Below are 12381 nucleotides of genomic sequence, written 5' to 3' on the forward strand. Positions count from 1 at the left end.
GTGTCTCTGCGCTCTCCCCGGACAGGGCAGGAGCCGCTATCCGGGGTCAGCACGTCACGCTTTGTCTTTCAATACGATCAGCGGCTCTATGTCGCTCTCTTTTTTCACCACCAGCGACGAATCGCCGCGCAGGCAGGTACCGCCGTAGTTACCGCCGACGGTAAAGGTGCACACCTGGATATACTTGCCATCCACTTTCGGCAGGCACCACAGCTGCTGGTAGATATTCTTGCGATCGACAAACTGGCCGCTGGTCTTATCCAGAACCTCATCCTGAGGCCCGATCAGGTCGATATTGTTCCCGCAGCGTCCGGAAATGGGCTTCACGGCATAGCCGGTTTTCGCCAGCTCGTCGTTAACCACAAAATCGGTATCCAGCAGATAGCGATGATGCGGGAACAGCGACCACAGCACCGGCAGGATCGCTTTGTTGCCCGGGATCACCGTCCACAGGGGTTCGAATACCAATACTTCAGGACGCAGCAGGACGTCAATCAGTCGCACCTCATTCTGCGGATGCCCGGTACGAATCGGCACCGCCGCGTACTCATCGGCGCTGACTTCGCGCACCTGCTCAATGGCGGTTTCCCATGCCCAGGTTTTCCAGACGCAGTTGACCAGCCGCCCGTCGGCATCAATCAGCTGGCCGGCAGCGTCCCAGCGCAGCTCATCGAGGCCAAAGAGAATTTTGCTCTCGAAACCGGCCTGGGTCAGCGAACGCTGGATAAACTTCGCGTGGTAATTCTCCTCCAGATCCTTGTCCTGCATGATGTGCACGAAAGGCCGCGCCCGGCTGTGTTTCCACGCTCCCGCCAGCTCATCGAGCAGACCTTCCGCCGGATTGTGACCAGTGCCATAGTAGCCCTGCTTCAACCACTGCTCGAGGATCAGCCCGCCTTCGGTATGGCAGGAGGCGGAGTCGGCATTGTACTCGTATACCTTCAGCCCGCGCTCGTCCATGCAAAAATCCATGCGCCCGGTGATCATATGATGACGCCGGCGCTGCCAGGAGAGACGCAGACGCGGCCAGAGGATTTTCGGGATATCGAACAGCGCCAGCAGGTTATCATCCTTCATCACCTTATCGGTGGCGTGCAGATACATCAGGTGCAGCTCGTTGGTGGCTTTAATCAGCTCCTGTTCGGCGCTTTCGCTGATAGTGAAATACTGATAAGGATCCTGATTGATAAAATGGCCGTTGGCCGCCACGTAGGCTTTCTGCAGCGGATCTTTCTCGTTCAGCCATTTGCCGCGGAACTGGCCGTTGTTCGGCAGCCGCGCGCCCTTGATCGCCATCGCCTCACCCGGCAGTACCGGCTGCGGCAGGCTGTGTTCGGTATCGGCGGTCTGGATCATCCAGCCTAAAATTTCGGTATCGGCAAAGGTATCTTTGATGGTGTACCGGCCGGCGTTGACCTCGAGGGTCAGCTCGCGGGTCCACTGCTGGCCCTGCGGCAGCGGCGAGTGAATGACGTTCTGCTCGGCGATACGCACCTTATTGCCGACAAGCTGGGTGATCACCGCGACATGGCCGGTGTGCTTGAACTCGCCGCCCTTCTGCCAGATCAGCAGCGAACCAGCGATCGGCGGACGACGGGAGCCGTTGGCGAAGGCCTGAAGCGGGAGAATGTTGTCATTGACCACTTCGCGCAGAAAGCGCAGGGAGAAGATTTCATAGGCCATCCCCACATCGGTAAAGACAAACCCGTAGGTCAGGAACAGAAAGCGGCGCGCAAACTCCACGCACTGCCATTTATGCCCCATATACTCATTGCCGATGTAGCTGCGAAACGTCGCGTCATCCGGATAATCCTGTGGATTTAAGCTACTGTAATTCGATGAATAAATCGCTACGCCGCCGGGCGCGTAGCCTAACAATGTCCCAAACGGGGCGTCACTGCTTGTCGATCCTTTGCTCATTTAGCCTGACCTCAAATTAATGCAGCCCGGGCAGTTGGCGAAACAAAACTCCCTCTTCTTATCCTGCCGCAGGCACTTACCAGACAGAGGTGTAACGATGATACCACTCATTCGTTTCGCTAATCGTGCCGTTAAGGAAAATAACCCTGCAGCCGGAAGCAGAAGTGATATCGTTATCGGTGATATAACAAAAAACAACGCAACATCAGGAGTCGACAATGAGCACACACTCGCATCTGAATGCCCAACCGCTGGTCTGGGGACACGGCCCGCGGACGTTTGAGGTGTTCCTTGAGCCCACCTGCCCCTACTCTGTCCGCGCGTTTAATAAACTCGACGATCTGCTCGATGAGGTCGGCGCCGATAACGTCACCATCAAGATACGGCTGCAATCGCAGCCGTGGCATCTGTTCTCTGGGGTGATTGTCCGCTGCATCCTCGCCGCGTCCACCCTGCCGCATGGCAGAGAGCAGGCGCATAAGGTGATGCAGGCCGTGGCAGACCATCGGGAAGAGTTTGAGTTTACCGATCACTGCAGCGGGCCGAACATGAACGCCACCCCGCAGCAAATCATTGAACGCATTGAGCGCTACAGTCACGTGCTGCTGGGGGCCGCCTTTGCCCGCCCGGAGCTGCAGGACGTGATCAAATGGCACAGTAAATATGCCCGCCAGAACGGCATCCATGTCTCGCCGACCTTTATGGTCAATGGCCTGGTGCAGCCGGATCTGGGCAGCGGCGATGATGTCAGCGTGTGGGCCGCGCGGATTATGGCCTGAGGTCACCTGCTACACTTTTTGTACATCCACGAAAAAGGCAAACCAGCATGTCAGAGCAAAACTACCAGCCACCAAAAGTGTGGGAATGGAAGCAAAACAGCGGCGGCGCGTTCGCCAACATCAACCGTCCCGTTTCCGGCGCGACTCATGAACGCGTCCTGCCGGTGGGAACCCATCCGCTCCAGCTATACTCACTCGGCACGCCCAACGGCCAGAAGGTGACGATCATGCTGGAGGAGCTGCTGGCGTTAGGCGTCAGCGGCGCGGAGTACGACGCCTGGCTGATACGCATTGGCGAAGGGGATCAGTTTTCCAGCGGCTTTGTCGAGATCAACCCGAACTCGAAGATCCCGGCCCTCAGCGACCATTCCACCACGCCGCCGACCCGGGTATTTGAGTCCGGCAACATTCTTCTCTATCTGGCGGAAAAATTTGGTTTCTTCCTGCCGAAAGATCCTGCCGGTCGCACCGAAACCCTCAACTGGCTGTTCTGGCTGCAGGGCGCGGCGCCGTTCCTCGGCGGCGGCTTCGGCCACTTCTATAACTATGCGCCGGTGAAGATCGAGTACGCGATCGACCGCTTTACGATGGAAGCCAAACGCCAGCTCGACGTGCTGGACAAACAGCTCGCCCGCGGTCGCTATGTAGCCGGCGAGGAGTACACCATCGCCGATATGGCTGTCTGGCCGTGGTACGGCAACGTCGTGCTGGGCAATGTCTATAACGCAGCGGAGTTTCTCGACGCCGGGAGCTATAAAAACGTGCTGCGCTGGGCGCAGGATGTGGGCAACCGCCCGGCGGTCAAGCGGGGACGCATCGTGAACCGCACCAACGGCCCGCTCAATGAGCAGCTGCATGAGCGCCACGACGCCCGCGACTTTGACACCCAAACGGAAGATAAGCGCCAGGCGTAACGCTCTGACCCACCGGAGGCAACCGCCTCCGGTTGTTAGCTTTCCAGCCGATAGCCCGCCATAAAGTAGCGCATCGCGGTCGAGGAACCACTCTCTTTGAAGAAGTCCATCACCATATCTCTGTCAAGGCCATAGCGACGGGTCAGGATCCCCGCCTCCCACGCGCTGAGCTGGCGGTCGCCGGTTTTTTCAAACATGCGGTGCGAGTAACCAAGCACAAACCCGCGTTTATAGTCGGCGCAAAAATTCGCCGCATGCGCGGCGGTATCAGCATAGGATGCCTGTAGCCCCGCCATTAAGCCTTTGCCAAAATGATTTTCCATCAAGCTCTCCCAATCGTTATATAATAAATTATATAGCGTTTTTTTGAGCGAGCGGTAGCGCTATTTATGACGTTTGCGTTAGCGTAAATACTTATCAAACCATGCCAGCGTGCGTTGCCAGGCCAGATCAGCCGCAGCCCGATCGTAGCGCGGCGTAGAATCATTATGAAAGCCGTGATTCACGCCCTGATAGATATAGGCCTCGTAGACTTTATGGTGTTCCTTCAACGCCTGTTCATAGGCAGGCCAGCCTTCATTAATGCCGCTATCGAGGCCGGCATAGTGCAACAGCAGCGGCGCTTTAATTTTATCGACCTCCTTCAGCGGCGGCTGGCGGCCGTAAAATGGCACCGCGCAGGCCAGCTCCGGAATGGCGACCGCCGCCGCGTTGCTGACGCCGCCGCCGTAACAAAAACCGGTGATACCGACCTTCCCCGTCGCCTGCGGATGCTTCGCCATAAACGCGACCGCCGCAAAAAAATCATTCATCAGCTTCACGGGATCGACTTTCTGCTGGAGCGCGCGGCCTTCATCATCATTCCCCGGATAGCCGCCGACGGAGCTCAGGCCATCCGGCGCCAGCGCGATATACCCCGCTTTCGCTACCCGCCGGGCGACGTCTTCAATATAGGGATTCAGGCCGCGGTTCTCATGTACCACCACAACGGCGGGCGCTTTATCGGCTATTTTCGTCGGCGTCACCAGGTAAGCCCGCACTTCGCCGTGGCCGTCAGGAGAGGGATAATGAATATACTCCGGGCGGATATCCGGTTCGGTGAACGGTACCTGCTCTGCCAGGGCATAGTCGGGCTTCAGCAGATTAAACAGCGCCAGCGCGGTCATCCCGCCGACGGCATATTTCCCCGCCAGCTGGAGAAACTCGCGTTTGCTGATTTTACCGTGGGCATAGTAGTCATAATACTCGAGCAGCTGCTGCGGGAAATCTTTGGCCGTTAATCGCGTCATCACCCTGCCTCCATTGTTTATCGCCTTTTAAGCAAAGCAGAAGCCCGGACATACGCCAGCGCAGTAAAGCAGAAACGGGGAGAAAAAAGCCCGGCAGCTGCCACCGCCGGGAGAGAAGGGATTAGTGTTTCACTTTGGTCAGACGATCGAGGTAGCCCATCACAAAGGCCGACAGCACGAAGGTCAGGTGGATAATCACGTACCACATCAGCTTATTGTCCGGGACGTTTTTCGCATCCATAAACACCCGCAGCAGGTGAATAGAGGAGATCGCCACGATGGAGGCGGCAACCTTATTTTTCAGCGAAGTCGCGTCCATTTTGCCCAGCCAACTGAGTTTTTCTTTACCCTCGTTAATATCCAGCTGCGAGACAAAATTTTCATATCCAGAGAACATCACCATCACCAGCAAACCGCCCACCAGGGTCATATCCACCAGCGACAGCAGGGTCAGAATCATATCCGACTCACTGACGCTAAAAATATGCGGCAGTATGTGGAAGATCTCCTGAAAAAATTTGATGGTCAGCGCAATCAGACCGAGCGAGAGGCCAAAATAAACCGGCGCCAGCAGCCAGCGCGAGGCGTACATAGCATTTTCCAGAAAGCGTTCCATAAGATCCTGTCAGTTAACAAAAAGAAGCGACATTATATCCCAGACAGATAACGTGATGGCAACGCCAGGCCAACACTTCGCTGGCAGACGACAATAAAAAAGGCCGGCGCGCGGCCAGCCTTTTCAGGAAAAGCATCGGGTTATTTGGCTTTGACGGTCTCTTCGCCCACCAGCCCGATCTTGAGATATCCCGCCTGATGCAGGGTATCCATCACTTTCATCATCGTCTCGTAATCGACGGTTTTATCCGCGCGGAAGAAGACGGTGGTATCTTTTTTGCCGGCGGTCAGGCTATCCAGGGCGTTAATCATATTCGCTTCGGTCACCGGGTCGTTGCCGAGGAACATGCTCTTATCCGCCTTCACCGACAGGTAGATAGGTTTTTCCGGTCGCGGTTGCGGCTGGCTGGAGGAGGCCGGCAGATTCACCTTCACGTCGACCGTCGCCAGCGGCGCGGCCACCATAAAGATAATCAGCAGAACCAGCATGACGTCGATAAACGGCGTCACGTTGATCTCATGCATTTCGCCGTTATCGTCCAGATTTTCATTAAGACGCATCGCCATAGCCGATCAACCTACCCGTAATTTCTGCGCGCTGCGCACCGGCTTCACGCCGCTGGCGCTGAGGTCCAGATCGCGGCTTTGCAGCAGGAGTACCTGAGCGGCGACGTCACCGAGCGAGGCCTTATAGCTGCCGATCATGCGGGCGAAGATGTTATAGATGACCACCGCCGGGATGGCGGCGAACAGGCCGATGGCCGTCGCCAGCAGCGCTTCCGCGATGCCCGGCGCCACCACCGCAAGGTTGGTGGTCTGGGTCTGAGCGATGCCGATAAAGCTGTTCATGATGCCCCAGACGGTCCCGAATAGGCCAACGAACGGCGAAATGGCGCCGATGGTGGCCAGGTAGCCGTTGCCGCGCCCCATATGGCGACCGACGGCCGCGACGCGGCGCTCAAGGCGGAAACCGGTTCGTTCCTTGATGCCTTCATTGTCTTCGGCGCCGGCGGAGAGTTCGAGTTCGTTCTGCGCTTCATTGATAAGCTGGGTGGTGAGGCTTTTCGCCTCAAAGGCGCTGGCGATATCGCTGGCCTGATCGAGAGAGCGGGCTTCCGCCAGCTGCTGCTGTTCGCGTTTGAGGCGACGCTTACTGGCGAGGATTTCCGCCCCTTTGCCGAAGAAGATGGCCCAGGTGACGACTGACGCCAGAATCAGGCCAATCATCACCACCTTAACGACAATATCAGCATGATGATACATACCCCAAACGGAGAGATCCGCCTGCATCAAATTATTACCCACGCTCTATCTCCACGACGATAATCACAAAATCTGCCCTCAATAATATCAAAACGACATCGAATTGATAGTGGTTCTCATTAGTATTTACACTGTGCAGCAAATCACGTTTCTTTTCCTTGCGCTTACGCAGTAAAAAAGTGGCTAACCGCGGGCCTGGTAAAATTTTCGCCTGTATCGGCAGCGCGCTGGTACAGAAAAGAAGAATCATGCTAGTTTAGACGTCCAGACGTATAAAAACAGGTTCATCAACATGGCTGATAAACATCTTGATACCGCGCTGGTCAACGCCGGGCGGAGCAAAAAGTACACCCAGGGCTCAGTGAACAGCGTGATCCAGCGCGCGTCATCGCTGGTTTTCGACACCGTAGAGGCCAAAAAGCACGCCACTCGCAATCGGGCCAACGGCGAGCTGTTTTACGGGCGTCGCGGCACCCTGACCCACTTCTCGCTGCAGGAAGCGATGTGCGAGCTGGAAGGCGGCGCCGGCTGCGCCCTCTTCCCCTGCGGCGCCGCCGCGGTAGCCAACACTATCCTGGCGTTTGTCGAGCAGGGCGACCATGTGCTGATGACCAATACCGCCTATGAGCCAAGCCAGGACTTTTGTACCAAAATTCTCGCTAAACTCGGCGTCACCACCAGCTGGTTCGATCCCTTAATCGGCGCTGATATTGCCCAACTTATTCGGCCGGAGACCCGCGTGGTGTTCCTGGAATCGCCCGGATCCATCACCATGGAAGTGCATGATGTGCCAGCGATTGTCGCCGCCGTGCGTCAGGTCGCGCCGGAAGCGATTATCATGATCGATAACACCTGGGCGGCGGGGATCCTGTTCAAAGCGCTGGATTTTGGCATTGATATTTCCATCCAGGCAGGCACCAAATACCTGATCGGCCACTCCGACGCCATGGTCGGCACCGCGGTGGCGAACGCGCGCTGCTGGCCGCAGCTGCGTGAGAATGCCTATCTGATGGGGCAAATGCTGGACGCCGATACCGCCTATATGACCAGCCGCGGCCTGCGCACGCTGGGCGTCCGCCTGCGTCAGCATCATGAAAGCAGCCTGCGCATCGCCGAGTGGCTGGCGCAGCATCCGCAGGTGGCGCGGGTCAACCACCCCGCCCTGCCCGGCAGTAAAGGCCATGAGTTCTGGAAACGCGATTTTACCGGCAGCAGCGGGCTGTTCTCGTTTGTGCTCAACAAGCGTCTCAACGACGCTGAGCTGACAGAGTATCTCGACAACTTCAGCCTGTTCAGCATGGCCTACTCGTGGGGCGGCTTTGAATCGCTGATACTGGCCAATCAGCCGGAGCAAATCGCTCACATCCGACCGGATGCGGAAGTCGACTTCAGCGGCACGCTGATCCGTTTGCACATTGGTCTCGAAAATGTTGACGATCTGCAGGCGGATTTAGCAGCGGGCTTCGCGCGTATCGTGTAAAGTGACAGTCAGTGGCAACAATAGCGGACGCTTTTTATCGGAGCGGCCGCTTTTGTTGCGCCCGGGATCAAGGTGCTCGGGTCTCTTCAGGAGTACACTAGTCAACAATACGGTACCACTTAGGAAAGTCCATGGTTGTCATTCAAGAGATTGTCGCCGCGCTGTGGCAACATGATTTTGCCGCACTGGCGAACCCTCATGTTGTGGGCGTTGTATATCTGGTTATGTTCGCGACCCTGTTTCTGGAAAACGGGCTGCTGCCTGCCTCCTTTTTACCTGGAGACAGCCTGCTGCTGCTCGCCGGCGCGCTGATTGCTAAAGGCGTCATGGACTTTGTGCCCACTATCGCCATTCTGACCGCCGCCGCCAGCCTCGGCTGCTGGCTGAGCTATGTACAGGGGCGCTGGCTGGGCAATACGCAAACGGTGAAAGGCTGGCTGGCGCACCTGCCGCATAAGTACCATCAGCGCGCCACCTGCATGTTTGACCGCCACGGTCTGCTGGCGCTGCTCGCGGGCCGCTTTCTGGCCTTTGTCCGTACCCTGCTGCCAACCATGGCGGGGATTTCCGGTCTGCCTAACCGCCGCTTCCAGTTCTTCAACTGGCTGAGCGCCCTGCTGTGGGTCGGCGTGGTCACGGGCCTCGGCTATGCGCTGAGCATGATCCCGTTTGTGAAACGTCATGAAGATCAGGTGATGACCTGCCTGATGATCCTGCCAATTGCCCTGCTGCTGGCTGGCCTGCTCGGCACGCTGTTCGTGGTGATCAAAAAGAAATACTGCAGCGCCTGACGTTGACTGCCGGGGGGGCTGCGCCCGCCCGGCCTGCTCCCTCCCCCGGTCTTACATCCCCTGCATCATACGAATACGCGCGGCGTCTTCCCCGGGCGTCATCCCGAAGTAGCGCTTAAACTCGCGGCTGAACTGGGAAGGACTTTCATAGCCCACCTGTATCGCCGCCGCACTGGCCTTCATGCCGTCATGGATCATCAGCATGCGCGCCTTGTGCAAACGGTAGGTTTTCAGATACTGCAGCGGCGAAGTGCTGGTCACCGCTTTAAAATTATGGTGAAACGCCGACACGCTCATATTCGCTTCGGCCGCCAGCCGATCGACGCTGAGGTTTTCGGTGTACTGACTCTCGATATGCTTGAGCACGCGGCTAATCAGGCTGAAGTGGGTCTGCCGGCTGACCAGCGCCAGCAGCGCGCCGCCGCAGGGTCCCGTCAGCACATAGTAGAGGATTTCACGGACGATCTGCTTGCCAAGGATCCGCGCGTCCAACGGCCGCTCCATCACGTCGAGCAGCCGTTCAGCAGCGCACAAGATGTCCTCCGAAAGCACTGCGGAGTTTATCCCGCTGGAGGCAACGGCGGGCTGAAACAGCGGATCCTCGCCAATGTCCATCAGCAGCTCCTGCAGCTGCAGGATATCGACGTTCAGGCGCATCCCGGCCAGGGGCACCTCCGGGGTGGCAAAGGTTTCGCACTCGAAGGGCAGCGGTACGGTCAGCAGTAGATATTCGTTTGTATCGTAGCGAAACGTCCGCTCATTGATATAACCAATTTTATGGCCAGAAAAGAGAAAAACGATCCCCGGCTGGTACATCACCGGCATCCGCGGTCCGGGCTGCGTCCCGTACAGCAGCCGAACGTCAGGTAGCAGCGAACTTAACATTTCGTGCTTATCTTTCAGCTGGTTAACCTTCTCTGTCAGTGTCCGACATATCTCTGCGTGTTGCATTGCCACCGTCTCTCCCGATGTTTCTTCACCTATATATTGTGCGCAGGTCGCCGCGGATTCTCCAGCTATATGGAGAAATAGGCAAGACATAGGCAGAAATGTGCATTGAGGGGCAACGGCGCGAGGACCACAATAACCGTCATCGGGCAGCGGTATCGTCCCTGTCGGCAGTTTTACTCTTTGGAGGACCCAAGCAATGAATAATTTTGACCTGCATACCCCAACCCGCATTCTGTTTGGCAAAGGCGCGATTGAAAAGTTGCGTGAACAGATCCCGGCGGAAGCTCGCGTACTGATCACCTACGGCGGCGGCAGCGTGAAAAAAACGGGCGTCCTGGATCAGGTACTGACCGCCCTGAATGGCCTGGACGTCCTTGAATTTGGCGGCATCGAGCCGAACCCGTCTTACGAAACCCTGATGAATGCGGTGAAGCTCGCCCGCGAAGAGAAGGTCACTTTCCTGCTGGCGGTCGGCGGCGGTTCGGTGCTGGATGGCACCAAATTTATCGCGGCAGCAGCCCACTATGACGCCAACATTGATCCGTGGGAAATTCTGGAAACCTATGGCAGTAAGATCGCCAGCGCCATTCCAATGGGCTCGGTTCTCACTCTGCCGGCGACCGGTTCTGAATCAAACAAAGGGGCGGTGATTTCGCGGAAAACTACCGGCGACAAACGCGCGTTTATGTCTTCGCACGTTCAGCCGCAGTTCGCGATCCTCGACCCGGTCTACACCTATACCCTGCCGCCGCGCCAGGTCGCCAACGGCGTGGTTGACGCCTTCGTCCATACCGTCGAACAGTACGTCACCTACCCGGTTGACGGCAAAATTCAGGACCGCTTCGCCGAAGGCATTCTCCTGACCCTGATCGAGGATGGCCCGAAAGCGCTGCAGGAGCCGGAAAATTATAACGTGCGCGCCAACATTATGTGGGCCGCGACCCAGGCGCTGAACGGCCTGATCGGCGCTGGCGTGCCGCAGGACTGGGCAACGCATATGCTTGGTCACGAACTGACGGCGATGCATGGTCTCGATCACGCCCAGACGCTGGCTATCGTTCTGCCGGCGCTGTGGAATGAGAAGCGCGATACCAAGCGCGACAAGCTGCTGCAATATGCTGAGCGCGTGTGGCATATCACCGAGGGCTCCGACGACCAGCGTATCGATGCCGCCATCGCCGCGACGCGCCAGTTCTTCGAGCAGATGGGCGTGCCGACCCGCCTTTCCGATTACGGTCTCGACGGGAGCTCCATCCCGGCGCTGCTGGCGAAACTGGAAGAGCACGGCATGACCAAACTGGGCGAGCATCAGGATATCACCCTGGACGTCAGCCGCCGTATCTACGAGGCTGCCCGCTAAGTTACCCCGCCTGATTCACCTCTCCTTACGTTAAACAAACGTCGGGGAGGGGTGTTTTTACTACCGTTTTTAGCTATTTCGTCCAGACTTAATGCTACCCCTCGGCGGATCCTGCTTCGCCGAGTTCATTAACAGGAGGAAGGCATGACACATCCAACCGTTATAAAACTACACGACGGCAACCTGATGCCGCAGCTGGGTCTCGGCGTGTGGAAAGCTGGCAACGAGGAAGTCGTCTCCGCCATTCATAAGGCGCTGGAAGTCGGTTATCGCTCTTTTGACACCGCCGCCGCGTACCAAAATGAGGCTGGCGTCGGCAACGCGCTGCAAAGCGCTGGCGTCAATCGCGATGAGCTGTTCATCACCACCAAGCTATGGAACGACGATCAAAAACGGCCACACGAGGCGCTGAAAGAGAGTCTCAGCAAGCTGAAACTGGACTATGTGGATCTCTATTTAATCCACTGGCCGGTGCCGGCTATCGGCCATTACGTCGAGGCCTGGCAGGCGCTGATTGAGCTGCAGCAGCAGGGGCTGGCGAAGAGCATCGGCGTGTGTAATTTCCAGGTACCGCATCTGCAGAAGCTGATTGATGAAACCGGCGTCGCGCCGGTGATCAACCAGATAGAGCTGCATCCGCTGCTTCAGCAGCGGCAGCTGCACGCCTGGAACGCCACCCACAAGATCCAGACCGAATCCTGGAGCCCGCTGGCCCAGGGCGGTAAGGGCGTCTTCGATCAGAAAGTCATCCATCAGCTGGCTGATAAATATGGTAAAACGCCGGCGCAGATTGTCATCCGCTGGCATCTCGACAGCGGTCTGGTGGTGATCCCGAAATCCGTCACGCCGTCGCGCATCGCTGAAAACTTTAACGTCTGGGATTTCCGCCTGGATAAAGAGGAGCTGGGTGAGATTGCGAAGCTGGATCAGGGCAAGCGTCTGGGTCCTGACCCGGATCAGTTCGGCGGATAACAGGTAAAAAAGCCGGGCTGCGCTGATGCGTGCCCGGCTTGAGAAAC

General features: G+C 57.4%; 14 protein-coding genes. 6 read left to right on the top strand and 8 right to left on the bottom strand.

The window, feature by feature from the left end:
* Positions 1-54 precede the first annotated feature (54 nt).
* Together gss and ACQUTI_RS17705 are read right to left on the bottom strand one after the other, a co-directional pair.
* Complete coding sequence (gss, locus tag ACQUTI_RS17700) at positions 55-1920, bottom strand: bifunctional glutathionylspermidine amidase/synthase (protein ID WP_004205206.1); 1866 nt, start codon at positions 1918-1920, stop codon at positions 55-57.
* 76 nt (positions 1921-1996) lie between these two features.
* Positions 1997-2104, bottom strand: coding sequence for a hypothetical protein (locus tag ACQUTI_RS17705; RefSeq protein ID WP_032426103.1), 108 nt, complete (start codon positions 2102-2104; stop codon positions 1997-1999).
* Positions 2105-2138: 34 nt separating this feature from the next.
* Here ACQUTI_RS17705 and ACQUTI_RS17710 point away from each other — a divergent pair, with 34 nt between their 5' ends.
* Positions 2139-2699: a DsbA family protein gene (locus ACQUTI_RS17710; RefSeq protein WP_032456622.1), complete on the top strand. Its 561-nt coding sequence runs from the start codon at positions 2139-2141 to the stop codon at positions 2697-2699.
* 47 nt (positions 2700-2746) lie between these two features.
* Positions 2747-3613, top strand: a complete 867-nt coding sequence (gene yghU, locus ACQUTI_RS17715; protein ID WP_002916742.1) for a glutathione-dependent disulfide-bond oxidoreductase — start codon at positions 2747-2749, stop codon at positions 3611-3613.
* Positions 3614-3648: 35 nt separating this feature from the next.
* Here the strand turns inward: yghU and ACQUTI_RS17720 are convergent, their stop codons facing one another.
* The 5 genes from ACQUTI_RS17720 to exbB all read right to left on the bottom strand — a co-directional run bounded on the left by ACQUTI_RS17720 (position 3649) and on the right by exbB (position 6822).
* Positions 3649-3936: a DUF2623 family protein gene (locus tag ACQUTI_RS17720; protein WP_004205207.1), complete on the bottom strand. Its 288-nt coding sequence runs from the start codon at positions 3934-3936 to the stop codon at positions 3649-3651.
* Positions 3937-4014: 78 nt separating this feature from the next.
* Positions 4015-4902, bottom strand: a complete 888-nt coding sequence (yghX, locus tag ACQUTI_RS17725; RefSeq protein WP_064189586.1) for a YghX family hydrolase — start codon at positions 4900-4902, stop codon at positions 4015-4017.
* 121 nt (positions 4903-5023) lie between these two features.
* Positions 5024-5518, bottom strand: coding sequence for a TIGR00645 family protein (locus tag ACQUTI_RS17730; protein ID WP_004105804.1), 495 nt, complete (start codon positions 5516-5518; stop codon positions 5024-5026).
* Between the two features lie 140 nt (positions 5519-5658).
* A complete protein-coding gene (gene exbD / locus ACQUTI_RS17735) occupies positions 5659-6084 on the bottom strand; it encodes a TonB system transport protein ExbD (RefSeq protein WP_002916785.1) in 426 nt (141 codons plus the stop codon).
* A gap of 6 nt (positions 6085-6090) precedes the next feature.
* On the bottom strand, positions 6091-6822 hold the full coding sequence (gene exbB / locus ACQUTI_RS17740) for a tol-pal system-associated acyl-CoA thioesterase (protein ID WP_004174395.1): 732 nt from the start codon (positions 6820-6822) through the stop codon (positions 6091-6093).
* A 250-nt stretch (positions 6823-7072) separates the two neighbouring features.
* On the opposite strand from exbB, the gene metC reads away from it, so the two are divergent.
* Complete coding sequence (metC, locus tag ACQUTI_RS17745; RefSeq protein ID WP_108450845.1) at positions 7073-8260, top strand: cystathionine beta-lyase; 1188 nt, start codon at positions 7073-7075, stop codon at positions 8258-8260.
* A gap of 131 nt (positions 8261-8391) precedes the next feature.
* Positions 8392-9051 carry a DedA family general envelope maintenance protein YghB gene (yghB, locus tag ACQUTI_RS17750; protein ID WP_004205217.1) on the top strand — a complete coding sequence of 220 codons (660 nt, stop codon included), beginning with the start codon at positions 8392-8394 and terminating at the stop codon, positions 9049-9051.
* Between the two features lie 51 nt (positions 9052-9102).
* On the opposite strand, the gene ACQUTI_RS17755 is transcribed toward yghB, so the two are convergent.
* The gene (locus ACQUTI_RS17755; RefSeq protein WP_023319156.1) at positions 9103-10002 is read right to left on the bottom strand and encodes an AraC family transcriptional regulator; all 900 of its coding nucleotides are present in this window, start codon (positions 10000-10002) and stop codon (positions 9103-9105) included.
* Between the two features lie 196 nt (positions 10003-10198).
* On the opposite strand from ACQUTI_RS17755, the gene yqhD reads away from it, so the two are divergent.
* Together yqhD and dkgA are read left to right on the top strand one after the other, a co-directional pair.
* Entirely contained in the window at positions 10199-11362 is a 1164-nt protein-coding gene (gene yqhD / locus ACQUTI_RS17760) for an alcohol dehydrogenase (RefSeq protein WP_023319157.1), read from the top strand.
* A 144-nt stretch (positions 11363-11506) separates the two neighbouring features.
* Positions 11507-12334: a 2,5-didehydrogluconate reductase DkgA gene (dkgA, locus tag ACQUTI_RS17765; protein WP_004205220.1), complete on the top strand. Its 828-nt coding sequence runs from the start codon at positions 11507-11509 to the stop codon at positions 12332-12334.
* Positions 12335-12381 lie beyond the last annotated feature (47 nt).

Origin of the sequence: Klebsiella sp. 7-CIP_Kleb. (assembly GCF_050378655.1) — a bacterium.
Classification (GTDB): Bacteria; Pseudomonadota; Gammaproteobacteria; order Enterobacterales; family Enterobacteriaceae; genus Klebsiella; species Klebsiella quasipneumoniae.

Excerpts from the sequence above, each read along its gene's own strand:
- ACQUTI_RS17710 (WP_032456622.1), top strand. The coding sequence starts at position 2,139 with ATGAGCACACACTCGCATCTGAATGCCCAACCGCTGGTCTGGGGACAC.
- exbD (WP_002916785.1), bottom strand. The coding sequence starts at position 6,084 with ATGGCGATGCGTCTTAATGAAAATCTGGACGATAACGGCGAAATGCAT.
- gss (WP_004205206.1), bottom strand. The coding sequence starts at position 1,920 with ATGAGCAAAGGATCGACAAGCAGTGACGCCCCGTTTGGGACATTGTTA.
- ACQUTI_RS17720 (WP_004205207.1), bottom strand. The coding sequence starts at position 3,936 with ATGGAAAATCATTTTGGCAAAGGCTTAATGGCGGGGCTACAGGCATCC.
- yghX (WP_064189586.1), bottom strand. The coding sequence starts at position 4,902 with ATGACGCGATTAACGGCCAAAGATTTCCCGCAGCAGCTGCTCGAGTAT.
- dkgA (WP_004205220.1), top strand. The coding sequence starts at position 11,507 with ATGACACATCCAACCGTTATAAAACTACACGACGGCAACCTGATGCCG.
- ACQUTI_RS17730 (WP_004105804.1), bottom strand. The coding sequence starts at position 5,518 with ATGGAACGCTTTCTGGAAAATGCTATGTACGCCTCGCGCTGGCTGCTG.
- metC (WP_108450845.1), top strand. The coding sequence starts at position 7,073 with ATGGCTGATAAACATCTTGATACCGCGCTGGTCAACGCCGGGCGGAGC.
- ACQUTI_RS17755 (WP_023319156.1), bottom strand. The coding sequence starts at position 10,002 with ATGCAACACGCAGAGATATGTCGGACACTGACAGAGAAGGTTAACCAG.
- yqhD (WP_023319157.1), top strand. The coding sequence starts at position 10,199 with ATGAATAATTTTGACCTGCATACCCCAACCCGCATTCTGTTTGGCAAA.
- yghU (WP_002916742.1), top strand. The coding sequence starts at position 2,747 with ATGTCAGAGCAAAACTACCAGCCACCAAAAGTGTGGGAATGGAAGCAA.
- yghB (WP_004205217.1), top strand. The coding sequence starts at position 8,392 with ATGGTTGTCATTCAAGAGATTGTCGCCGCGCTGTGGCAACATGATTTT.